Annotated in this window: 22 protein-coding genes; 8 read left to right on the forward strand and 14 right to left on the reverse strand. The window is 72.9% G+C overall.

The window, feature by feature from the left end; all coding sequences use genetic code 11:
* Positions 1-78: 78 nt before the first annotated feature.
* Together ACWGKI_RS17250 and ACWGKI_RS17255 are read right to left on the reverse strand one after the other, a co-directional pair.
* Positions 79-2,700 carry a polysaccharide lyase family protein gene (locus tag ACWGKI_RS17250; RefSeq protein ID WP_452188606.1) on the reverse strand — a complete coding sequence of 874 codons (2,622 nt, stop codon included), beginning with the start codon at positions 2,698-2,700 and terminating at the stop codon, positions 79-81.
* A 49-nt stretch (positions 2,701-2,749) separates the two neighbouring features.
* A complete protein-coding gene (locus ACWGKI_RS17255) occupies positions 2,750-3,205 on the reverse strand; it encodes an ATP-binding protein (protein WP_452188608.1) in 456 nt (151 codons plus the stop codon).
* A gap of 234 nt (positions 3,206-3,439) precedes the next feature.
* On the opposite strand from ACWGKI_RS17255, the gene ACWGKI_RS17260 reads away from it, so the two are divergent.
* A complete protein-coding gene (locus ACWGKI_RS17260) occupies positions 3,440-3,706 on the forward strand; it encodes a GlsB/YeaQ/YmgE family stress response membrane protein (RefSeq protein ID WP_380244080.1) in 267 nt (88 codons plus the stop codon).
* Positions 3,707-3,796: 90 nt separating this feature from the next.
* Here the strand turns inward: ACWGKI_RS17260 and ACWGKI_RS17265 are convergent, their stop codons facing one another.
* The 6 genes from ACWGKI_RS17265 to ACWGKI_RS17290 form a co-directional block, all read right to left on the reverse strand.
* Positions 3,797-4,120 carry a DUF6191 domain-containing protein gene (locus tag ACWGKI_RS17265; protein ID WP_452188610.1) on the reverse strand — a complete coding sequence of 108 codons (324 nt, stop codon included), beginning with the start codon at positions 4,118-4,120 and terminating at the stop codon, positions 3,797-3,799.
* 33 nt (positions 4,121-4,153) lie between these two features.
* Positions 4,154-6,331 (reverse strand): hypothetical protein, encoded by a 2,178-nt coding sequence (locus ACWGKI_RS17270; RefSeq protein WP_452188612.1) that lies wholly within the window; start codon positions 6,329-6,331, stop codon positions 4,154-4,156.
* Positions 6,328-7,011, reverse strand: a complete 684-nt coding sequence (locus ACWGKI_RS17275; RefSeq protein WP_380244077.1) for an ABC transporter ATP-binding protein — start codon at positions 7,009-7,011, stop codon at positions 6,328-6,330. Before ACWGKI_RS17275 ends, ACWGKI_RS17270 begins: the two co-directional genes overlap by 4 nt.
* A 99-nt stretch (positions 7,012-7,110) precedes the next feature.
* Positions 7,111-7,407 carry a hypothetical protein gene (locus tag ACWGKI_RS17280; RefSeq protein WP_380244076.1) on the reverse strand — a complete coding sequence of 99 codons (297 nt, stop codon included), beginning with the start codon at positions 7,405-7,407 and terminating at the stop codon, positions 7,111-7,113.
* Positions 7,408-7,646: 239 nt separating this feature from the next.
* A complete protein-coding gene (locus ACWGKI_RS17285; protein WP_452188615.1) occupies positions 7,647-8,891 on the reverse strand; it encodes an MFS transporter in 1,245 nt (414 codons plus the stop codon).
* 90 nt (positions 8,892-8,981) lie between these two features.
* On the reverse strand, positions 8,982-10,517 hold the full coding sequence (locus ACWGKI_RS17290) for an alpha-N-arabinofuranosidase (RefSeq protein WP_452188617.1): 1,536 nt from the start codon (positions 10,515-10,517) through the stop codon (positions 8,982-8,984).
* A 74-nt stretch (positions 10,518-10,591) separates the two neighbouring features.
* Between ACWGKI_RS17290 and ACWGKI_RS17295 the strand changes: the two genes are divergently transcribed.
* Positions 10,592-11,602: an alpha/beta hydrolase gene (locus tag ACWGKI_RS17295; protein ID WP_452188619.1), complete on the forward strand. Its 1,011-nt coding sequence runs from the start codon at positions 10,592-10,594 to the stop codon at positions 11,600-11,602.
* A 278-nt stretch (positions 11,603-11,880) separates the two neighbouring features.
* Here ACWGKI_RS17295 and ACWGKI_RS17300 read toward each other — a convergent pair whose 3' ends face one another.
* The 6 genes from ACWGKI_RS17300 to ACWGKI_RS17325 form a co-directional block, all read right to left on the reverse strand.
* Positions 11,881-12,171 (reverse strand): DUF1905 domain-containing protein, encoded by a 291-nt coding sequence (locus ACWGKI_RS17300; RefSeq protein WP_452188621.1) that lies wholly within the window; start codon positions 12,169-12,171, stop codon positions 11,881-11,883.
* Between the two features lie 42 nt (positions 12,172-12,213).
* Positions 12,214-12,948, reverse strand: coding sequence for a VIT1/CCC1 transporter family protein (locus tag ACWGKI_RS17305; protein ID WP_452188623.1), 735 nt, complete (start codon positions 12,946-12,948; stop codon positions 12,214-12,216).
* A gap of 62 nt (positions 12,949-13,010) precedes the next feature.
* On the reverse strand, positions 13,011-14,261 hold the full coding sequence (locus ACWGKI_RS17310) for an MFS transporter (RefSeq protein WP_452188625.1): 1,251 nt from the start codon (positions 14,259-14,261) through the stop codon (positions 13,011-13,013).
* Positions 14,258-14,869, reverse strand: coding sequence for a helix-turn-helix domain-containing protein (locus tag ACWGKI_RS17315; RefSeq protein ID WP_452188627.1), 612 nt, complete (start codon positions 14,867-14,869; stop codon positions 14,258-14,260). The genes ACWGKI_RS17310 and ACWGKI_RS17315 overlap by 4 nt, the downstream gene beginning before the upstream one ends.
* A gap of 75 nt (positions 14,870-14,944) precedes the next feature.
* Entirely contained in the window at positions 14,945-15,862 is a 918-nt protein-coding gene (locus ACWGKI_RS17320; RefSeq protein ID WP_452188629.1) for a cation diffusion facilitator family transporter, read from the reverse strand.
* Positions 15,859-16,224: an ArsR/SmtB family transcription factor gene (locus ACWGKI_RS17325; RefSeq protein WP_380244067.1), complete on the reverse strand. Its 366-nt coding sequence runs from the start codon at positions 16,222-16,224 to the stop codon at positions 15,859-15,861. Before ACWGKI_RS17325 ends, ACWGKI_RS17320 begins: the two co-directional genes overlap by 4 nt.
* Positions 16,225-16,404: 180 nt before the next feature.
* Between ACWGKI_RS17325 and ACWGKI_RS17330 the strand changes: the two genes are divergently transcribed.
* The 6 genes from ACWGKI_RS17330 (at position 16,405) to ACWGKI_RS17355 (ending at position 21,768) form a co-directional block, all read left to right on the forward strand.
* Positions 16,405-16,983, forward strand: a complete 579-nt coding sequence (locus tag ACWGKI_RS17330) for a GNAT family N-acetyltransferase (RefSeq protein WP_452188631.1) — start codon at positions 16,405-16,407, stop codon at positions 16,981-16,983.
* Between the two features lie 57 nt (positions 16,984-17,040).
* Complete coding sequence (locus ACWGKI_RS17335) at positions 17,041-17,487, forward strand: helix-turn-helix transcriptional regulator (RefSeq protein WP_380245366.1); 447 nt, start codon at positions 17,041-17,043, stop codon at positions 17,485-17,487.
* A gap of 14 nt (positions 17,488-17,501) precedes the next feature.
* Positions 17,502-17,912 (forward strand): VOC family protein, encoded by a 411-nt coding sequence (locus ACWGKI_RS17340; protein WP_452188639.1) that lies wholly within the window; start codon positions 17,502-17,504, stop codon positions 17,910-17,912.
* A 118-nt stretch (positions 17,913-18,030) separates the two neighbouring features.
* The gene (locus ACWGKI_RS17345) at positions 18,031-18,465 is read left to right on the forward strand and encodes a YdeI/OmpD-associated family protein (protein ID WP_452188633.1); all 435 of its coding nucleotides are present in this window, start codon (positions 18,031-18,033) and stop codon (positions 18,463-18,465) included.
* Positions 18,466-18,489: 24 nt separating this feature from the next.
* Positions 18,490-20,880 (forward strand): ATP-binding cassette domain-containing protein, encoded by a 2,391-nt coding sequence (locus ACWGKI_RS17350; protein ID WP_452188635.1) that lies wholly within the window; start codon positions 18,490-18,492, stop codon positions 20,878-20,880.
* 99 nt (positions 20,881-20,979) lie between these two features.
* The gene (locus tag ACWGKI_RS17355; protein ID WP_452188637.1) at positions 20,980-21,768 is read left to right on the forward strand and encodes an SDR family oxidoreductase; all 789 of its coding nucleotides are present in this window, start codon (positions 20,980-20,982) and stop codon (positions 21,766-21,768) included.
* Positions 21,769-21,820 lie beyond the last annotated feature (52 nt).

Raw genomic sequence — 21,820 nt, forward strand, 5'->3', positions numbered from 1 at the left:
GAACAGGTGGTTGTACACGTTCTGAGGTCTCAGAACGTGTACAACCACCTGTTCGGCGGGGTCGGGTGAGGGCGGGACTCAGCCGATCTCGAGGCGGACGGCGTCGTAGGCGGCCTCGTTCCACAGGTGCTCGGCGCCGGCGTTGATCTGCAGCGTGATCTCGTTGCCCGCCGGCCGCAGCAGGGCGGCGTCGAACGCGATCTCGCGCTGGTAGTTCCGGCCGCCGCGACCGCTGCGGTACGTCGCGCCCTTCGCGTCCTCGGGGCCGAAGGTCCAGACGAACGGCTCGCCGTTCACCGTGACGGTGAGGTTGCTGTTCTCCGGCGGCACCGGGAGCGCCGACCCCATGGCCCACGCCGCGAGGCCGATCGTCAGGGTCGCGGTCTCGCCGGCCGCCGGCGCCCGGTCGAGGTCGAACAGGATGCGCCACGGACGCTCCTGCCGGGTGACGTGCAGGCGGTAGGTCGTCGGCGCCTTCCCGGCCTCACCGGCCACCTGGAGCTCGACCACCGTGCGCTGCGCCTCCAGGGGCACCGCCAGACCCGCCTCGGGCACGCCCGTGCCACCGATGGTCACGGGAGCGTCGCCGCGGGCGGTGGCACGCACGGTCACGGTCTCCTGGTTCCAGGGCAGGTCGACGGCGAAGTCCGAGCGGAACGTGCTGAAGCCCGGCACCAGGTCCGCGCCGTCCACGGCCAGGCTCTTCAGCACCGGGACGACGGCGTCCGTCGCGAGGATCTCGACCGCGTTCAGGCGCCCGTCCCCGCCGGTGAGCAGGTCGAGCCGGCCGCCGGTCACGGTCACCACGGCGGTGTGGACGGCGTACTCGCCCTTCGCCGCGCGCAGGTCGACGAACTCGCCCCCGGCGAACGACACCCGCGACGCGTTCGCCGCGATGCTGTCGCCCGACAGCACGGTGACCTCGTACTCGCCGTCGGGCAGGTCCACCGAGAAGGTGTACGACGAGCCGACGGTGAAGTCCCGCTGCAGGTCGCCGTCGGCCCCGCGGTCCCGCGCGTCGACGGCGCGGTCGAGCCCGAAGCCGCCGCCCGCCGCGTAGAGCGTGTTCTGCGCGACCCGCTCGTACCCCTCGGCGACCGGGCTGGAGGCGGTGCCGAAGTCGAACAGCCGGATCCCGTGGGCGCCCTCCGGCAGCACCGACCCCTCGGGCGCCTCGACGGCGTACGACCGCTGGTACTGGATGTAGTTCCAGTCGGCGGCGGTGCTGGAGCCGACCGTGTACGTCACGCCGTCGGGGAAGTCGTCGTGGAAGGTCTGGAACAGCCCGTACCGGCGGAAGTCGCGGCCGTTGCGGAACTCGCCCGACGTGCGCGACGGCGTGCCGACCTGGAACACGGTGCGCCCGTGGCTGGTCGGCTCCCACAGCATCCGCCCGAGGGTGACCTCCTTCCCGGCACCGATCTCGACGTCGTCGATGACGTGCTCGCCCCAGACCCCCCGCCCGTAGACCGTGAGGCGGTAGGTGCCCGGGCGGACGTGGTCGATGCTGAACCGGCCGCCCTCCTCGACGTCGGTCCAGTAGTTGTGGCCGAGCACCGTGTCCTGCATCGGGGTGCGGTTGTCGGACAGCACGACGACGGCGCCCGCGACGTTCGGCACGCCGGGGAGGTGCACGGTGCCCCGCACGCGGGAACGCTGCGCCGTGGGCGTCCAGCCCTCGATCGCGAGCCGGTCGTAGAAGTCGGCGTGCGTCTCGAAGCGGGCCTGGCGCGCGGCGTCGCGGCGCATCGCGCGCGGGTCGTCGCCCTTGTTGAGGTACACGAAGTACGGGCCGTAGGTCTTCTGCCACGCCTGGCCGGCGGCCACCCGCACGGGCGGGGCACCGTAGTGGGTGGCCTGCGGCTCGACGAGCAGGACGGGCGAGCTCCCCGTCTGGTGCAGGATCAGGTCCTGGCGCACCGGCCCGCCCGTGAACGCCTCGAGGTTGGGCAGGGCGGCCCACATCCCGTAGCCGCTGCCGTACAGCCCGTGCAGGCTGTGGTCCTTCATCGTCACGGCCCAGTCGTACTTCGTGTAGTAGCGGCGGGCGTACGCGGAACCGGTGCCCTGCAGGTCGTAGGTGGCGTCCATGACCATGGGGGAGCGGGAGATCTCCCCGCCGGTCGGCATGCGAGCCGCGGCCTCGCGCCACGGCGTGGCGTCGGCCTCGTCGGGGACCGAGGCGTGCGTGAAGACGCCGCCCGCGGTGTAGAAGACGTAGCGGTGCTGGTCGGTGCGGAAGCCGTGCAGCGCCGCGGGGTGGTCGTAGCTGTAGGCGAGGTGGATGCCCGCCTCGCCCGAGCGCACGATGTGGTGCCGCACGAGCCAGCACGGCATGTCGCCGGACGGGCTGTGGTGGTAGGCGATGTCGACGAAGTCCTGCTCCTGCCGGACGGTCAGGTGGTTGTCGGCGGGCGGCAGCGGCAGGCCGACGCCCTCCCGGACGGTGTTCATGTCGTAGTTGCCGCGCCCCACCATGTTCACGCCGTCGTAGACGAGCGAAGTGGTCCGACCATTGGACTTGTCCACCGTCAGGCGCACGAGACCGTTGTCCACCACGACCTCGGTGGCCGTCTCCAGGACCTCCGGGGGCCCGGCGGCGGCGGCACGCGTGGTCTGGACCCACGGGAGCAGCGCTGTTGCGGTGATCCCGGCCAGCTTCCCAAAAGTACGCCGCGTCATTGCGGCCTGTGTGGTCATGCCACGGAAATTTACACGATTCAATCCTCAGTTGGAAGGATTCATCGGATCATTGAGCGCGGCGCGGGAACGTGGCCCACACGTGCTTGGAGCCGGCGGTGGCGTACCAGCCCACCTCCAGGGAGAGGCGCTGCGCGATCTGCAGCCCGAGCCCGCCGTCGCCCGGGTCCCGTTCGTCGACGCTCGGAGCCGAGCGGAGGTCGTGGTCGGCGACGTCGAGCAGCCAGCTCTCCGCGGAGGCGAGGAGCCGGACGACGGTCGGCGGCAGGCCGTGGTCCAGCGCGTTGGTCGCGAGCTCCGACGCGATGAGGACGATCTTCTCCGCCGTGTCGACCAGCCGGGGCGTTCGCGTCGCGCCGATCTGCTGCGCCAGCCCTGACCGCAGCGCGGCGAGCTGGGCCAGGTCGTCGAGCACCCACTCGGCCACGAGGGCGTGGTCGCGCGACGGGTGTGCCCACGTCAGTCGACCTTCGTGCGTCTGAGTGTCCGGAACGCTCGGGACCATGGACCACCCTCTCTGCCGTGGCGCCCGCCACCGCTGCTGTCGGTTCCAGCCAGGGACGCTAGCGCCACCGGTGCGACCCCGCAGATCGAGGGGTCGATGCCCCCTCAGCCCCGAATGTGCTGTTTGCCACGTGGCGTTCAGGATGCGACCAGTCCGCGCTCCTGGAATCGTCCGGGCCGACACGAAGTGCTGTCTGCTTCGAAGTGCTGTTTCACGAATGAGGAGGAGATTGACGTGAGCATCATCGGGTGGATCCTCATCGGGCTGATCATGGGCGCGATCGCCCGGGCCATCGTGCCGGGTGCGCAGAAGGGTGGCTGGATCGTCACCCTGCTCCTCGGGATCGTCGGCGCGCTCCTCGGCGGGTTCATCGCGTCGGCCGTCTTCGGCACCAGCGTGAACGACGAGTTCTTCGACCTCGGCACGTGGGGCTTCGCGCTCGTCGGGTCGATCATCGTCGTCGCGATCTGGTCGTGGGCCACGGGCCGCAAGCACGCCTGACCTGCGACGACTCGTCGTCCCCCGTGCCTCAGGTGCGGGGGACGACGTGTCAGGCGGCGCCGGCCTGCGCGCGCCGCACCACCGCGAGGTTCAGCGTCGCCGCGGCGAGCAGGACGACGGCGGTGGGGGGTCGAGACGGACGACCGCTCGCCCAGCGTCCAGATCGAGGGACACGCCCGGCTCGGTGCCGGGCGCCTGCCTGATCTCCAGGCGCTTGTACTCGAGCTCTTCCTGGGTGTGGGTGCGTGAGGGCTGGAAGACGTCGATGAGCTCACCGAGAGCGCCTGTGGCGCCCCCGTGTCCGGGATGGGGCTTCGTGCGGCGCGGCCGCAGCGAGGTGACGAACCCCGCCGTCGCGGCCACGGCGACCCCGCTCGCCATGATCAGGAGCAGCAGGAAGAGGCTCGAGAGCACAGGGTGGTCCTTTCTCGGCGTGGTTCGTGTGACCTATCGGCGAGGTCTGTGGCGTCGGCCGTGCTGGATCCAGAAGCCGGCGCAGGTTCCCAGCACCACGATGTACCCGACGGAAGCCAGCAGCATGGCGAGGATGCTCTCTTGGGGCGTGACCGCGTCGGCACCAGGCACGGTGGTCGGGGCGATGGCGAGCCCGAGCGCGGCACCGGCGCCTAGGACGGCGGCGGCGACCCCCGGCACGGCGACGAGGGTGAGCCCGAGGGTGACGAAGTGCCGCACGCGGGTGCCGTAGAAGCGGATGACGCGGTGACGCCCCGCCAGGCGCTCGAGCTCGGCCAGCGCGACGAGGCCACTCATGGTCGTGGTGATCAGGAGGGCGAGCATGCCCCCGACGCGATACCAGCGCGCTTGGTCGACGCCCACCCACGAGCCGACGACCCACTGGTCCAGGGGCACGGTGATGTTCGGCGGAGGGTCGAGGCGACGGCCGAGGAGCCGGGTGAGCTCGTCGGGGGTGATCGTGTCTGCGTCGGCGGCCACCGCCGCCAGACGAGTCGTCTGCCGTAGTTCGTCGGGGGTGGCTTGTCGGACGACGGCGTCCGGGGCCACGCCCCACAGGGGCACCTGCGGGATGGTGCCCGCAGCCAACGCGGACAGCGGAGTGGGGCGGCTGGGACAGGACCCGACGACTCGGGTCAGTGCTGGGCAGTCGCCGATCAGCTCCGTGGCCGCGGGTTCTCCATGCAAGCCGATGTAGGCCAGGTCGTGCCTGTCGCTGGTGGTGATGTCGGCGGCCAGCGCTCGCTCCTGGTTGCCGAAGTCGACGAGGACGCTGCGGCCTTGGTTGATCGCCTGCGCCCGGAGGGCGTCCTGGTAGTAAGGACCGGGTTGGGCGGCCAGGATCTGGAGCTGGGCGGCCAGGACGATGGCCATGGCGATGACGGACGCCACGCGGGTGGCGGCGCGCGGCACGTGCTGAACCTCGCGTGCTCCGATGAGTGCGGGCCCTGAACCGCATCGGTGGGCACCGACGGCGAGCCACCGGCCGATGAGGCTGGTGAGGATGCCGATGCACGGCACGAGGATCACCACGGTCAGCGCGCTGCCGATCAAGACGCTCGCCTGGGCCAGGAAGGGGTCGGACGGGTAGAGCAGGGCGTAGGCCCAGTTGGTGACGGCCACGTCGGCCACCAGTGCGACGAGCCAGAGGGGCCGGCGTCCCACGGGCCGGGGTCGGGTGCCTTGCCCGATCCGCGGCAGAGTCTTGCCGCGGTGCTGCCACAGGAGGTGCGCCCATGTCGCCGCCGCAGCGCCAGCGGTGATGAAGGCGAACGCGATCAGGTCGGGAGCGGACTGATAGTCGGCGCCGTCGAGGGAAAGGTGCGCCCCAGGCACCGGCCAGGTGACGAACGTCGACAGGACGACGAGGGCGAGCACGGCTGTCGCGCCCACGATGCTCGGAGTGACGAACGGCGGCAGCAGGGTACGGCGCAGGACTCGAGGGGTGGCACCGATGACGCGGAGCTGAGCCAAGAGGCGGCGGCGGGGTTCGGCGCCCAGGGCCGTCAGGGCGATGGTGGCGACGACGGCTGGTGCCAGGCCGAACACCGTCAGACCGACCAGCAGGCTGCGCTTGGTTCCTTGGTACAAGGCTGCGCCGAGGTAGCCCTCACCGTCTTCGCTCACCGGCACCCCGAAGTGGGTGACGCCATTCCAGTGGTCGGGCGGTACGACAGTCTGGTCGTCCGCTCCGACATAGGCGATCCGTTCCCCGTGGTCGGTGAGCGTCGCCGGGTCGATGGTCCCGGCGAGCCTCCCGTAGCGAGCGAGGTAGGCGTCCGCTCCGGGCGTCGCTTCCAAGGCGGGCGAGGCCCACACTTCACCGGGAGCCGGCCAGCGGGGAAGGCCCGGCGGAGGTGGCGCGGAGTCGTCCAGCACCGCGTAATAGAGGATCTGCGACTCCATCACACCGATGGCGTCGTCCCGCCAGGTGAAGTGCGCGACGGCATCCGCCCCGGCAGGGCTGGCGATGTCCACCTCTGCGGGCGTGCGCGCGGCGTCGCGATCCAGCCGTGCGTCGTAGGAGCTGCTGACGACCACGAAGAGGCAGCCGACCAAGGTCAGGAGCGCTGCGCACACGGCGGCGCCGAGCCGCTGGACCGGGGTGGCGATCTCGCCCGCGTTGAGAGCTGGAGGGCGGGCGGGGCTCAAGAAGTGCCTCGCTGCGCTCGGTGGCGCGCGGTCAGCCGCCCGTCCTCCAGCACGAGGACGCGGTCTGCCCTGCCGGCGACCTCCTCGTCGTGCGAGATCACGATCAAGGCGCAGGAGCGCTCGGCCGGCAGGTTGAACAGCAGGTCGCACACCAGATCGCGAGTCGTCGCGTCCAGCGCTGCCGTCGGCTCGTCGGCGAGCACCAGCGACGGCTCGTTGACCAGGGCACGTGCGATCGCGACTCGCTGCACCTCCCCACCGGAAAGGCTCTCGGCCGGAGTGCTGGGGTCCGCGACGGCCAACCCGGCGAGAAGGTCGCGGGCTCGTGACTCGGCCTCCGTGCGGTCGACACCAGCCAGGAGCAGCGGCACGGTCGTGTTCTCCAGCGCCGACAGGGTCGGGATCAGCTCGCCCGCCTGGAACACCACGCCGACCTCACGCAGCCGGAACTCCGCTGCCTGACGGGGTCTCATCGCCGACACCGACGTTCCCGCGACCTTGACCGCCCCACGAGTGGGGCGCTCGAGCCCGGCGACGATCGACAGCAACATGCTCTTTCCGGAGCCCGTCCGTCCCATCAGCGCCAGTGAGGTGCCGTCGTCGACCGAGAAGCTGACATCCCGAAGAATGGACCTTCGACCGAACGAATGGCTGATCCGATCGACATGAACTGCGGACACCAGCGCTCACTGCTCCCTGTGATGGTCCCGGCACGCGACGTGGAGAGCCCACGGAGGCCTACGCCGGCTGGCGCACGCCTCCGCCGACGACCGTGTTCCTCAGTACTGCCACGTGGAGCAGTAGGTGCTGTCGAGCGGGTTGTTGTTGGTCGCGCACGCCTTCATGCGCGTGATCTTTCCGATCGAGTACCCCAGCCCTGTACCGGACGATGCGGTGTCGCCGTACCCGCCCGTCGCGCGGAGGTAGTAAGTCGTGCTCGTCAGGTAGGCACGCTGGAAGCGCGCCTCCGCGCGGCGGTTGTCGGCCTTGGTGTCCTTGACCGTCGCTGCCTTCCCCGTGCTCGACGTCCAGGCAGACGCGCCCGTCGTGGACGCTGTGATGGCAGAAGCTGACATGGGCACGGTTGCCAGCAGTGCTCCCGAGACCGCTGCGGCGACGAGATTCCGACGTGCCTTCGTGCGAAAAGCCATGGTTCCTCCTCGAACCTCATGAGTCTTCTCGGCGCAGGACTCGGTCTCCCGGGCCTGAGCACGACCCCATCACGGTTCGCCGGCCAGGACGGGCCGCGTGCGAAACCTGCAACGCGGTGCGCAAGGCAGGCGCGGGCCCTATGATGCGCGGTGGCCTCGACCTGCTACTCGGCGGACGCCTGCGCGCGCCGCACCACCGCGAGGTTGAGCGTCGCCGCGACGAGCAGCACGACGGCGGTGGCGACGAAGACGGCGCGCAGGCCGTGCTGAGCGGCGACCACTCCGCCGAGCACGGGCCCGGCGACCTGGCCGACGTACTGCGCGGAGACGCCGAGGCCGAGCACGCGACCGACGGCGTCCGGCGGGGCCAGGTGGCGTACCGCCGCCGTGACCGACGGCAGCAGGCCGCCCAGGGCCAGGCCCAGCAGCACCCGCAGGACGCCGAGCTGCCAGACGTTCGTCACGAGCGCCTGGGCCAGCGCGAGCACCCCGGCGGCGGCGAGGCACGCCACGACGACGCGGGCGTGCCCCATGCGGTCCGCGAGCCGGCCGACGCGCGGCGCCGCGACGATGCTCCCGATGCTGGTCAGCGCGACGAGCACCCCGGCGACGCCCGCCGCGTGCGACAGCTGCCCGAGGTCCTCCACGTAGACGGTGACGATCGGCTCGATCGACATCGTCGAGAAGAGCAGCAGGCTCGACGTCGCGAGCAGGACGACGACGGCGCCCGGCTGCCGCACCTGCCGCCACACCCCACCGGGCACCCGGCCCGCCGCACGCCGCGCGCCCGTGCCGCCGCGGGGCTCGCGCAGCAGGAACGTCGTCGCGAGGAAGGCCAGGAAGATCACCGCGCCGCAGACGACGAACGTCGGGCGGATCCCCACCCAGGCGGGCACGAACCCGCCGACCAGCGGGCCCACGACGTTCCCGGCGAGCACCCCCGACGAGAGCACGCCGAGCGCCCACGCGCTGCGGTGCTCGGGCGTCTGCGCGGCGACGAGGATGGTGGCGCCCGACGAGTAGCCGCCGAGCAGCCCCACCAGCAGCCGCACCGCGACGAGCTGCTCGACGCTCTGCACGAACCCGAGCAGCGTCATCGCCACCGCCATGCCGAGGCTCGCGCGCACCAGCATCGACTTGCGCCCGAACCGGTCGCCGAGCGCCCCCCACAGCGGCGCGGTGAGCGCCGCGGTGAGGAAGCACGCCCCGTACGCGACGCCCGACCAGCGCACGACGTCGCCCGGGTCGTGGACGCCGAGCTGCCGCACGTACTGCGGCAGGAACGGCACCAGCAGCGTCATCGCGACGAGCGTGGTGAAGGAGCCGACGGTGGCGACGGCGAGGTTGCGCCGCCAGTACGGGTGCTCGGCGACGGCGAGGGAGCGGTGGTCGACCGCAGGGCTGGTCATGCCCCCGGTCTACACCCGATGTCCGCCCATCGGTACGAAGTGTCTCAGTTTACGGACGGCGATCCGACCGGGGACGGGGCGCCCTCCCGCCTACCCGAGCGTGAGCCGCACGGTCGCGAACGCCGCCGGCGGGAGCTCCACCGTGAGGACGCCCCCGTCCAGCCGGACGCCGTCGAGCGGACGCGGTGCGACGGCGTCGGGGGCGTCGAACGTGTTGTGCGCGGCCGGGTCGTCGGCCGCGAGCACCGTGGCGACCGGGTCGCTCACCGCGTGCCCGCGCAGGTCGACCCGCACCGACGCCGAGGCGTCCGGGTCGAGGTTCGTCAACGACACCAGCACGGCGCCGTCCTTCGTGGAGGCCGACGCCGACACCGTGCCCACGGGCGTGCCGTCGACGTCGTGCGTGGCGCGCGCCGCCCGCTCGCGCACCGGCAGGCTCGCGGCGTCGTGGTGCCCGGCGCTCATCGCGAAGGCGTGGAACGTGGGCGTCCTGATCATCCGCGCGCCGTCCGTGAGCAGCATCGACTGCAGCACGTTCACCGTCTGCGCGATGTTCGCCAGGCGCAGGCGACGCGCGTGGTCGTGGAACGCGTCGAAGTGCACCGCGGCGACCAGGGCGTCGCGCATCGCGTTCTGCTGGTACAGGAACCCGGGGTTGGTGCCGCGCTCCACGTTCCACCAGGTGCCCCACTCGTCGAGGGCGAGCCCGATCCTCGCCTGCGGGTCGTACGCGTCCATCACCGCCGAGTGGCCGGCGATGATGCGCCGCACGTCGAGCGCCTTGCGCATGGTGGCCCAGTACTCGTCGCGCGTGAACTCGGTGGCGGCACCCTTGTCGCCCCACGTCCCGGCGAACGTGTAGAAGTGGAACGACACCATCTGGAACAGGTCGCGCGGGTCCGCGTCGCCGAGCTTCGCCACCTGCTGCATGAGCGTCTCGGTCCACGCGTAGTCGTCGTCCGCCGCGCCCGCCGCCACCCGCACCAGGCGGTTGTCGCCGTGGTCGCGCGCGTACGTCGCGTGCTGCCGCGCGAGGGAGGCGAACTGGTCGGCCCGCAGGTTGCCGCCGCAGCCCCACGGCTCGTTGCCGATGCCGAAGAGCGCGACCTTCCACGGTTCGTCCCGCCCGTGCTCGCGGCGCAGGCGCGCCATGGGCGCGTCGTCCGCGCGCGTCAGGTACTCCACCCAGTCCGCGGTCTCCTGCACCGTGCCCGAGCCGACGTTCGCCGACACGTACGGCGCCGTGCCCAGCAGCTCGCACAGCGCCATGAACTCGTGCGTGCCGAACGCGTTGTCCTCGACGACGTCGCCCCAGTGCGTGTTGACGATGCGGGGGCGGTCGGCAGCCGGGCCGATGCCGTCGCGCCAGTGGTACGTGTCCGCGAAGCAGCCGCCCGGCCAGCGCAGGTTGGGGATGGCGAGCTCGCGCAGCGCCTCCACCACGTCGGAGCGGATGCCGCCGACGTTCGGGATGTCCGAGTCCTCGCCCACCCAGAACCCCTCGTACACGCACCGGCCGAGGTGCTCGGCGAAGTGCCCGTACAGGTGGCGGCTGATCGTGGGGCCGGGGACGTCGAGGTCGACGACGGCGTCGAGGGCGAGGGCGGTCGAGGACGGGTCGGTCACGGGGTTTCCTCCAACGTTGCAGGTAGCGGTCAGACCATACCTGCGCACGGCCCGGGCAGTGCCAGACTCGTCGCGTGCCGGACGACCTGGAAGCTCCCGCCCCCACCGCCCCGAACCGCCTCGCCCCCTCGACCGTCGCGACCTGGCTCCGCCGCGCGACGCTCCTCGTGGCGGCGGCTGCCCTCGTCGTCGTCGCCTGGGTGTGCGCGACGGCGTGGGGCGCCGTCGTGCACGGCCACCCGGCGTACGCGGTGCTGCTCGTGCTGGCGCTCGCGGGCGCCCTGGTCGCCGGCCTGCGCGCGCTGCGCCCGCGACCGTCCCGGCCCGGGTGGCGGCGCGCGGGGCGGGTGGCCCTGCTCGTCCTCGGGGCGGCGGGGGTGGCCCTGGTGGCGTGGCTGCGGCCGTTCGTCGCGGTCGAGCCGGCCCTCGCCGCGATGCGGTCCGACGACGCGGTGACGGTCACGGAAGGGGCCACCCGGTACGTGCTGGCACCGGCGGACGGCGGCGACGGCACGGCCGTCTTCTTCCAGCCGGGCGCGCGCGTCGACGCCCGCGCCTACGCCGCCGTGCTGCGCCCGCTCGCCGAGGCGGGCCACACGGTCGTCGTCGCGAAGCAGCCGTTGGGCATCGCGTTCCTCGCGGTGGGGGCGTTCGACGACGCGCGGACCGCCGTCCCCGGCGCCGACCGGTGGGTGGTGGGCGGGCACTCGCTCGGCGGCACGGTCGCGGCGATGGAGGCGGACGCGGACGACGCCGGGGGCGCGGCGGACGGTGCGGCACCCGTCGACGGGCTGCTGCTCTTCGCCTCGTACCCCGCGGGCGACGTGAGCGGCACGCTCACCGCCGCCGTCGAGTCCGTGTCCGCGAGCCGCGACGGGCTCGCGACGCCCGCGAAGATCGAGGCGTCGAGGGCGGACCTGCCCGCCGACGCCACGTTCACCGTCGTCGACGGCGCGGTGCACGCCCAGTTCGGGGACTACGGCCCGCAGCCCGGCGACGGCACCCCGACCCTCAGCCACGACGACGCCCGCGCGCAGATCTCCGCCGCCGCCGTCGCCTTCGTCGACGGCCTGGCCGCGAGGTAGTACAGAACCTGCCGAGGTAGTTCCGGGGTCGGCGAGGTAGTTCCAGGATCCGCGAGGTAGGACCAGGTCTCGCGAGGTAGCACCGGGTATCGCGAGGTAGTTGCGAGGTCCGCGAGGTAGTTGGGAGGTCCGCGAGGTAGTGCAGGGCTTGCCGAGGTAGTGGACTGGTCCACTACCTCGGCAAGGGTGGGACTACCTCGGCAGGGGTGGGACTACCTCGGCAGGGCTGGGACTACCTCGCGGACCCCGGAACTACCTCGGCGGACGGGCGCGCACGGTCAGACGCCGTCGAGCGTCAGCCGGACGACGACCTCGTCGCCGTCCGTCACCCCCTCCGGCCGGCGCACGGCGTCCTTGAGCGGCACGAGGTAGCCGCCGTCCTTGGGGAAGAGCGACGTGGTGAACGTCGTCCTGCCGAGCCGGCCGGTCACGGGGATCACGCCCCAGCCGTACGTGACCAGCGGCGCGACCGCCGCGATCTGCTCCGCCTCGGCGTCCGGGACGGCCACGTAGTAGTACGGCGCGGGACCACGCCACTGGAAGACCTCACCGCGCACCTCGAGCTCCATGCGCCCAGCGTGCCGCCCCGGCGGGGCGCTGACCAGTCGCGGTCACACGGCGCCGGTGGTGCCCAGCAGCGACCCCAGCGCGAACGTCACACCGAGCGCCAGCGCGCCGCCGATCACGACGCGCGAGACGGACCGGGCGCGCGAGGAGCCGCCGATCCACGCCGCGAGGGCGCCGGCGGCGCCGAGGGCGACGAGCACGACGACGAACGTGCCGGCGATCTTCCACGGCTGCGGGATGAACAGGACCGCGAGCATCGGCAGGATGCCGCCGACGAGGAAGGCCAGCAGCGACGCCCACGCCGCGTGCCAGGGGCTCACCACGTCGTCGGGGTCGATGTTCAGCTCCGCGGACAGGTGCGCGCCCAGGGCGTCGTGGTGGGTGAGCTCGACGGCGACCTGCCGCGCCGTGCCCTCGCTCAGGCCGCGCTCGCGGTAGAGCCCGACGAGCTCGTCGAACTCCTCGTCGGGCATGGTGGCGAGCTCGTGCTTCTCCTTGGCGATGAGCGCCTTCTCGCTGTCGGACTGGCTGGAGACGGACACGTACTCGCCGAGCGCCATCGAGATCGCGCCACCGACGAGGGCGGCCAGCCCGGCGGTGAGCACCGCAGCCCGCGACGGCGTGGCCGCCGCGACGCCCACGACCACGGCCGCCACGGACACGATGCCGTCGTTGGCGCCGAGCACGCCGGCGCGCAGCCAGTTGAGGCGCTGGGCCAGGCCGCCGGCGTGCGGCTCGTCGGCGTGGCCGGCCGGGGGGACGTCGACACGGGAGGACATGTGCCAAGCACAGCACCCCGCGGCGCGTCCCGCGAGCACGCGCCCGCCCTCGCGCCCCAGGCTCAGGCGCGCCCCTTCAGCGAGAGCTCGCGGAAGAGCGGGTTGCGCAGCGGGATCGTCATGAGCAGCACCATGCCCGCGCCGTACAGGACGAACGACACCCAGAGCGCGGTCGCGGACGCGAGCGCGCCGAACACCGCCATCGCCAGGGGCATGAGCACGTCGTCGCCCAGACGCGTGATCGACGCCATCCGCCCCAGGTAGGCCGGGTCGACGGTGCCGGCGAACGTCGCGCCCAGCAGGGCCGAGGCGTAGCCGGCCGTCAGGCCGATCGTCAGGCACGCGGCCCCGGCGAGCAGCACGGGTCCGCCGCCGAGGGCCACGATCGCCACGCCCTGCACGACGAGGGCGCCGAACCCGGCGCGCGCCTCGTGCCGGGGCCGCCACCGCGCGACCGACAGCGCGCCGACGGCGGCGCCCAGCCCGATGCACGCCTCCAGGATGCCGACCGCCTGGGCTCCCCAGCCCGCGTCGTGCGCGCGCAGCGCGATCCCGATGCCGACGGCGGGCCCCACCGCGAGGTTCAGGCCGGACAGGGCGAGCACCAGCGTGCGGGTGGTCGGGACGTCGCGCAGGTGCCCGAACCCGCGCCGGATGCCCCGCCACGCGGACTCCGGCTCGGCGCGCGGGAGCCCGAACCGCGGCCGCAGCCAGGCGGCGACGAAGACGACGACCACGGTGAACGTCACGGCGTTGACCGTGGCGCTCCCCGCGAGGCCGGAGCGCGCGACGAGGAACCCACCGACGGCGGAGCCGCCCATCGTGGCGAGCCGGGACGCCGTCTGCGCGACGGCGGTGTACGACGGGAGGTCCTCCGCGCGCACGAGCTGGCGCCCGATGGTGCTCGCCGACGGCTCGTAGAAGGCGTCGCAGACGCCGAACGCGACCGCGGCGAGCGCGAGCAGCCCGACGGTCGGCGCCGCCGCCAGGACCCACAGGGCGGTGCCGACCAGCACGGCGACCCGCAGGAGGTTGAACGCGATCATGACGTGGCGGGCGTTCGCCCGGTCGGCGAGCACGCCGCCGAACAGGAGGACGGCGGCCCTCGGCACGGTGCCCGCGGCCACGACGAGCCCCGCGACGGCCGGGCTGGCGACCTGCACCGCCGTCCACGCCAGGGCGATGGTCCAGATCGCGTCGCCGGCGTCGGAGAGCGCCTTGACGCCGATCCACGCGTGCACCGCACGGTCGCGCGAGAACGCCGGCGGTTCGCGCAGCAGCACGGGCTGCGTCGCGCCCGGGGTCGCGGTCATGGCGTCGTCGGGAAGCCGTGGGCGAAGACGAACACCGGGCGGCGCCTGGTGTCGTCCGTCGCGCCGTCCGTCGCGCCGTCCGTCGCGCCGTCCGTGCCGTCCGCGCCGTCCGCAGCGCGCTCGGCGTCGATGCCCGCCTGCCAGGTGGCGATCGTCTGCCGCATGGCCGCGGAGAGCGCCGTCAGCTCCTCAGGGGTGGCCCAGGCGAGCGTGTCGACGCTGAATGCGGCGCGGGACCACTCCGGCAGGGGGGTGGTGCGGCGGTGCCACGCGCGCAGGCGGCCGACGTGCGTCTCGACGTTCGTCCGCTCGGCCTCGCGGGCGAGCAGGGCGTCGGCGGGGGAGTCGGAGAAGTCCTCGACGGACCAGCTCAGGCCCTTGCGCGACGGCTGCCACCAGCTGGTGCGGCGGTCGTCGGTGGTGTCGGGGGCGTGCTCGACGACGCCCGCCCGCTGCAGCATGCGCAGGTGGTGGCTGACGCTGCCGACCTGCAGGCCGAGCGCGCGCGCCAGGGTGGTCACCTGCGTCGTCCCGTGCAGGCTCAGGTAGTCGTAGATGCGCCGTCGCACCGGGTGGTGCACGGCGGTGATCGCTTCGATCTGCTCCATGCCGACGACGCTAGGCGCGCGCCGTCAGGAGTACAAGACTTCTTGTATACCGCCAGATTCCGCCGATCCTTGGGGCTAGGCGTGGGTCGGGTGCTCGTGCTGCGGGTGGGTGTCCGGCTCCACCTGGAAGGTGGAGTGCTCGACGGCGACGTCGAAGTGGGTGGCGACGCACTCCTGCAGCTCGTCGAGGATGCGCCCGGCGTGCCCGTCGGTGAAGCAGCCGGAGTCCACCACGACGTGCGCCGACAGGATCGGCAGGCCGGTGGCGATGAGGGAGGCGTGCACGTCGTGGACGTCGCGCACGTGGTCCACGCGCAGCAGGTGGGCGCGGACCTCGTCGAGGTCGAGCCCCGGCGGCGTGGACTCCAGCAGCACGGAGCCCGCGGCCCGCAGCAGCCGCAGCGCGCGGGGGAGGATGAGTGCGCCGATGACGAGGGCGGCGACGGCGTCGGCCCGCTGCCACCCGGTGGTGGCGATGACGATCGCGGCGACGATGACGCCCACCGACCCGAGCGCGTCGTTCACGACCTCGAGGAACGCCGCCCGCAGGTTGAGGTTGGCGTCCCGGCGGCCGGCCAGGACGGCCATCGACGCGAGGTTGCCCGCCAGCCCGACGGCACCGAAGACGACGAGCTGCGAGGACGGGATCTCCGGCGGGTGCGCGAGGCGCAGCACGGCCTCCACCAGCACGTACACGCCGACGACGAGCAGCACCGCCGCCTGCGCCAGCGCGGCCAGCACCTCCGCGCGGCGGTAGCCCCAGGTGCGCTGCGGCGACGCGGGCCGCAGCGACAGGTGGGCGGCGAACAGCGCGAGCGCCAGCCCGCCCGCGTCGGTGAGCATGTGCGCGGTGTCGACCAGCAGCGCGAGGCTGCCCGTGACCACCGCGCCGACCGCCTGCGCCACGAGGATGGCGGCGGTGATGCCGAACGCGACGGCCAGCCGGCCGCGGTGGTCGGCCGCGGCGTGCGCGTGGTGGTGGTCGTGCGTCATGCGGCGTCCGCGCTGCCGTGCGCAGCGCCGCCCGTCGCGCACGTGCAGTCCGGGCCGCAGCACTCCGGGTCGACGACGAGCGCGAGCCGCAGCATGTCGCCGAGGGCGTGCGCGAGGTGCGGGTCCGCGAGCCGGTACTCGGTGCGGCGGCCGTCCGGGCGCCCGACGACGAGCCCGCACCCGCGCAGGCACGCGAGCTGGTTGGACATCACCTGCTTGGAGACGCCGAGCGCCGCGGCCAGGTCGGACGGGTACGCGGGCGCGTCGCGCAGCGCGAGCAGGATGCGCGTGCGCGTGCCGTCCGACAGGGCGTGCCCCAGCCGGGCCAGCGCCGCGGTGTGGGTGAGCGTCACGGTCTCCATGGCGCCAACCGTACACGGACCCCTGTACTGACCATCAGGGCGGACCCAGGCCCCCGTGCCGAACAGGTGGTTGTCCACCTTCTGGCGCGCCGGAAGGTGTACGACCACCTGTTCGGCAGTGGCGCGTTGACCTGGGCAGACGTACTGGCCAGCGGTGCGGCGGGCTGTCAGGATCGGTCCATGCCCGTGCTGCTGCCCGTCACGTTCGCGCCGTTCCTGGAGCCCGATCAGCCGACGCTCGACGTGCCCGCGGCGGGCGCGCGGCTGCGGCCGTGGCGGCTCGACGACGCGCCGGCGGTGAGGGCCGTGTACGCGGACCCGGCGATCCAGCGGTGGCACGTGCGCGTGCTGGACTCCGACGACGAGGCGCGCGAGGTGATCCGGGGCTGGCGTGCCGGCTGGGGCGACGGGCGCGAGTCGAGCTGGGCGGTGGCCGACGCGGCGGACGACGCGGTGCTGGGCCGCATGGTCGTCAAGGCGTTCGACCCGCACGGCGTCGGGACGATCGCCTACTGGACGGCGCCGCAGGCGCGTGGCCGGGGCGTGGCGCCCGCCGCGGCCGACGTCGCCGCCCGGTGGGCGTTCGACTCCGGCTTCCACCGGCTGGAGCTGGTGCACTCGGTCGGCAACGCGCCGTCGTGCCGCGTGGCCGAGAAGGCCGGGTTCGCCGCCGAGGGCGTGCTGCGGCAGTCCGTGCGTCATCTCGACGGCTGGCACGACATGCACCTGCACGCCCGGGTGGCGGCTGACCGATACTGACCGCCGCTGGTCGACGCTGACGTCGCGGGCGTCGGTGCGGCGTGGAAGCATCGCACCGTGAGCAGCAGCGACGCCGACCGCCTGCGCGACCTCGCCCGGCTGCGACGCGTGCGCGACCGGATGGACCGGGAGTTCGCGCAGCCGCTGGACGTGGAGGCGCTGGCCCGTGGCGTGCACATGTCGGCCGGCCACCTGAGCCGGCAGTTCAAGCAGGCCTTCGGGGAGTCGCCGTACAGCTACCTGATGACGCGGCGCATCGAGCGGGCGATGGCGCTGCTGCGGCGGGGCGACCTGAGCGTCACGGAGGTGTGCTTCGAGGTCGGGTCGTCGTCGCTCGGCACGTTCAGCACGCGGTTCACGGAGCTGGTGGGGATGTCGCCCAGCGAGTACGCCCGGCGGGCGCGGACGGCGGGCGCGGGGGAGCTGCCGTCGTGCGTCGCGAAGCAGGTCACCCGACCGGTCAGGAATCGAGAAGCGCCGGCCGTGGGGCTGCCCCTAGCGTGAATTCCATGAGCGACATCGACATCACCATCCACACCACGTTCCTCCCGCACACCGACCCGGAGGCCTCGCTGGCCTTCTACCGCGACCTGCTCGGTTTCGACCTCGCGATGGACGTCGGCCAGGACGACATGCGCTGGCTGACGTTCGTCTCGCCGGCGCAGCCGGACGTCCGGCTCGTCCTCAACCCGCCCGCGGCCGACCCCGGCATCACCGAGGACGAGCAGCGCACGATCCGCGAGCTCATGGCCAAGGGCAGCTATCAGTCGATCATCCTAGGCACGAAGGACCTCGACGGCGTCTTCGAGAAGCTGCAGGCCGCCGACGCCGAGGTGGTCTCCGAGCCCACCGAGCAGCCGTGGGGCGTGCGCGACTGCGCGTTCCGCGACCCCGCGGGCAACATGGTCCGCATCGACGAGGTCCGGTGAGCGCCGTGGCCCCGACCGGGCCGGCGCGCCCCGTCGCGCACAGGGTCTGACGGCCGTGTGCGTCCCGGGGATCCCCCGCGTCACGAGACTCAGCAGGCCCGGCAGCGAAGGAGTGCTCATGAGGTTCCGGTCCGTCGTGGAGCCCGCCGAGAAGATGAAAGGGCTCGAGGTCCCGCCGCAGGTCGTGGAGGCGCTCGGCGGGGGTGCGCGGCCGCCGGTGGTGATCACCGTCAACGGCCACAGCTGGCGCAGCCGCGTCGCGATCATGCGGGGCCGCCACCTCCTCGGCCTGAGCCGGGCGAACCGGGAGGCCGCAGGCCTCGAGGTCGGCGCCGAGGTGGAGGTCGAGCTGACGCTCGACACCGAGCCGCGGGACGTCGTCGAGCCCGAGGAGCTCGCGCGGGCGCTCGACGCCGACCCGTTTGCCCGTACGGCGTACGATGCCCTTCCCGCGGGCCGCCGGCGCCGGTACGTGCTCGACGTCGAGGGCGCCAAGCAGGACACGACGCGCGCCCGCCGGATCGAGAAGGTCCTCGCCGAGCTGCACGGCTGACCCCCACCCGAAGGAGAACCCCCGGTGACCGCCACGGAGTCCCCCCGCACCACGACGTCCCACGCCGCCGACGCGCACGACCTCATCCGCGTCCGCGGCGCGCGGGAGAACAACCTCCGCGCCGTGGACGTCGAGATCCCGAAGCGGCGGCTCACCGTCTTCACGGGCGTGTCCGGCTCGGGCAAGAGCTCGCTGGTGTTCGCGACGATCGCCGCCGAGTCGCGCCGCCTCATCGACGAGACGTACTCGACGTTCGTGCAGGGGTTCATGCCCTCGCTGCCGCGGCCGGACGTCGACGTGCTGGAGGGCATCACCACCGCGATCCTCGTGGACCAGGAGCGCATGGGGGCCAACGTGCGGTCCACGGTCGGCACCGTCACCGACGCCAACGCGATGCTGCGCAACCTGTTCAGCCGCGTCGGCGACCCCTACGTCGGCCCGCCGACGGCGTTCTCGTTCAACATCCCGACGTCGACCGCGAGCGGCGTGTTCAGCACCGGCAAGGCCGGTGGCGAGGTCGAGAAGAAGGTCGTGCGCAACCAGGTGTACCTGGGCGGCATGTGCCCGGAGTGCGAGGGCCGCGGCACGGTGTCCGACCTCGACCTGTCCGTCATCGTCGACGAGTCGCTGTCCCTGAACGACGGCGCGATCCTGGTGCCCGGCTACAAGGCCGACGGCTGGATGGTGCGCGGGTTCGCCGAGTCCGGGTTCGTGGACGGGGACAAGCCGGTCCGCGACTACACCGACGCCGAGCGCCACGACTTCCTGTACCGGGAGAAGGGCAAGGTCAAGGCCCTCGGGATGAACATGACGTACCAGGGCCTCATCCCCAAGCTGCGCGAGGCGATGTTCAGCAAGGCCCCCGAGTCGCTGCAGCCGCACGTCCGGGCGTTCGTCGAGCGGGCGGCCGTGTTCGTGCCGTGCCCGGCGTGCGACGGCACCCGGCTCAACGAGTCCGCGCGGTCGGCGAAGGTCAACGGCGCCAGCATCGCGGACGTGTGCCGCATGCAGATCTCGGACGCGGCCGAGTGGGCGCGCGGCGTCGACGACCCGGGCGTGGCCCCCCTGGTGGGGGGCCTGCTGCACCTGTTCGACAAGTTCGTGGAGATCGGCCTCGGCTACCTGTCGCTGGACCGCCCGGCAGGCACGCTGTCCGGCGGCGAGGCGCAGCGCACCAAGATGATCCGTCACCTCGGCTCGGCGCTGACCGACGTCACGTACGTCTTCGACGAGCCCACCATCGGCCTGCACCCGCACGACATCGAGCGGATGAACCGGCTGCTGCAGGACCTGCGCGACAAGGGCAACACGGTGCTCGTCGTCGAGCACAAGCCCGAGGCGATCGCGATCGCCGACCACGTCGTCGACCTGGGTCCGGGCGCGGGCACCGACGGCGGCACGGTCTGCTTCGAGGGCACGGTCGAGGGGCTGCGCGGCAGCGGCACCCTCACGGGCCGCCACCTCGACGACCGCACGCGCGTCAAGGAGGACGTCCGCACGGCCACCGGCGCGCTGGAGATCCGCGGGGCCGACCAGAACAACCTGCGCGACGTCGACGTCGACGTCCCGACCGGCGTGCTGGCCGTGATCACCGGCGTCGCCGGCTCCGGCAAGAGCTCCCTCATCCACGGCAACCTGGCCGGGCGCGACGGCGTGGTCGTCGTCGACCAGGGCGCGATCAAGGGGTCGCGCCGCTCCAACCCGGCCACCTACACGGGCCTGCTGGAGCCGATCCGCAAGGCCTTCGCGAAGGCGAACGGCGTGAAGCCGGCCCTGTTCAGCGCCAACTCCGAGGGCGCGTGCCCCACCTGCAAGGGCAACGGCCGCATCTACACCGAGCTCGGCTTCATGGAGACCGTCGAGACGCCGTGCGAGGACTGCGGCGGCAAGCGGTTCATGGCGTCCGTGCTGGAGTACACGCTGGGCGGCAAGAACATCGCCGAGGTGCTCGACCTGTCCGTGGCGCAGGCGCACGCGTTCTTCCGCGAGGGCGACGCGAAGCTCCCCGCCGCGCACAAGATCCTGGCGCACCTGGAGGACGTCGGCCTCGGCTACGTGAAGCTCGGCCAGCCGCTCAACACGCTGTCCGGCGGCGAGCGCCAGCGCCTCAAGCTCGCCATGCACATGGGCGAGAAGGGCGGCGTGTACATCCTCGACGAGCCCACCACAGGCCTGCACCTGGCGGACGTCGCGAACCTCCTCGGCCTGCTCGACCGGCTGGTCGACGCCGGGAAGTCCGTGATCGTCATCGAGCACCATCAGGCCGTCATGGCGCACGCCGACTGGATCATCGACCTCGGCCCCGGTGCCGGGCACGACGGCGGGAAGGTCGTCTTCGAGGGCACGCCCGCCGACCTCGTGGCGTCGCGGTCCACCGTCACCGGCGAGCACCTGGCGGACTACGTCGGTGCGTGAGCGCAGGCGTGGATCTGCGGGCAGGTGTCACGTCCGCCGGCGCCGCGTCGTCGAAGGTGCAGGACGCGCGGCGGTCGCGCGCCCACGGAGGAGGACGGCATGAGCGCACGCATCCTGGTCACCGGTGGCACGGGGTACCTCGGCAGGCTGGTGGTGCCCCGCCTGGTGCGCGCGGGCGAGGAGGTCCGGGTCGTGAGCCGGAGCCCGCACGCGTCGGCGGACGGCGTGCGGTACGTCGTCGCGGACTGGGAGACGGGCGAGGGGCTGGCGCAGGCCGTGGGTGACGCGGAGGTCGTGGTCCACCTCGCCGGCGACCAGCTGCACAACGAGCCGATGGCGAGGGCGCTGGTGCGCGCGGTCCGCGACGCGGGCGCGCAGCCGCACCTGGTGAACATCTCGGTGGTGGGTGCGGAGAAGGTGCCGGTGCGGTCGGCCTTCGACCGCCGCGCCCTCGGCTACATGGCGAGCAAGCTGGCCCAGGAGCGGGTGCTGGAGGAGTCCGGGATCGCGTGGACCAACCTGCGCGCCACGCAGTTCCACGAGCTCGTGCTCATCGCCGCCCGCGCGCTCGCGAAGCTGCCCGTCGTGCCGACGCCCACCGGCTGGCAGGCGCAGCCGATCGCGGCCGACGAGGTCGCGGCCCGGCTCGTGGAGCTGGCGCACGGGGAGCCGCAGGGGCGGGTGCCGGACGTCGCCGGGCCCGAGGTGCTCACGTTCCGCGCGATGGTGCGCGCCTACCTCGACGCCGTCGGCTCCCGACGCCCGACGATGCCGGTGCGCGTCCCGGGGGCGGCGTCGCGCGCGTACGCGGCGGGCGGCAACCTCGCGCCCGACCGCGCCGTCGGCAAGCAGACGTGGGCCGAGTTCCTCGCGGAGCACGTCGCCTGACCACCGTCGACGTAGCGGTTCGGTCTCGTCCGCGCGCAGGACGAGACCGAAC

The sequence above is a fragment of the Isoptericola sp. NPDC055881 genome, assembly GCF_053615895.1.

Coding starts and splice junctions, on each gene's coding strand:
- ACWGKI_RS17250 (WP_452188606.1), bottom strand. CDS start 2,700: ATGACCACACAGGCCGCAATGACGCGGCGTACTTTTGGGAAGCTGGCC.
- ACWGKI_RS17255 (WP_452188608.1), bottom strand. CDS start 3,205: ATGGTCCCGAGCGTTCCGGACACTCAGACGCACGAAGGTCGACTGACG.
- ACWGKI_RS17280 (WP_380244076.1), bottom strand. CDS start 7,407: ATGTCAGCTTCTGCCATCACAGCGTCCACGACGGGCGCGTCTGCCTGG.
- ACWGKI_RS17285 (WP_452188615.1), bottom strand. CDS start 8,891: ATGACCAGCCCTGCGGTCGACCACCGCTCCCTCGCCGTCGCCGAGCAC.
- ACWGKI_RS17300 (WP_452188621.1), bottom strand. CDS start 12,171: ATGGAGCTCGAGGTGCGCGGTGAGGTCTTCCAGTGGCGTGGTCCCGCG.
- ACWGKI_RS17305 (WP_452188623.1), bottom strand. CDS start 12,948: ATGTCCTCCCGTGTCGACGTCCCCCCGGCCGGCCACGCCGACGAGCCG.
- ACWGKI_RS17310 (WP_452188625.1), bottom strand. CDS start 14,261: ATGACCGCGACCCCGGGCGCGACGCAGCCCGTGCTGCTGCGCGAACCG.
- ACWGKI_RS17315 (WP_452188627.1), bottom strand. CDS start 14,869: ATGGAGCAGATCGAAGCGATCACCGCCGTGCACCACCCGGTGCGACGG.
- ACWGKI_RS17320 (WP_452188629.1), bottom strand. CDS start 15,862: ATGACGCACGACCACCACCACGCGCACGCCGCGGCCGACCACCGCGGC.
- ACWGKI_RS17325 (WP_380244067.1), bottom strand. CDS start 16,224: ATGGAGACCGTGACGCTCACCCACACCGCGGCGCTGGCCCGGCTGGGG.
- ACWGKI_RS17330 (WP_452188631.1), top strand. CDS start 16,405: ATGCCCGTGCTGCTGCCCGTCACGTTCGCGCCGTTCCTGGAGCCCGAT.
- ACWGKI_RS17345 (WP_452188633.1), top strand. CDS start 18,031: ATGAGGTTCCGGTCCGTCGTGGAGCCCGCCGAGAAGATGAAAGGGCTC.
- ACWGKI_RS17355 (WP_452188637.1), top strand. CDS start 20,980: ATGAGCGCACGCATCCTGGTCACCGGTGGCACGGGGTACCTCGGCAGG.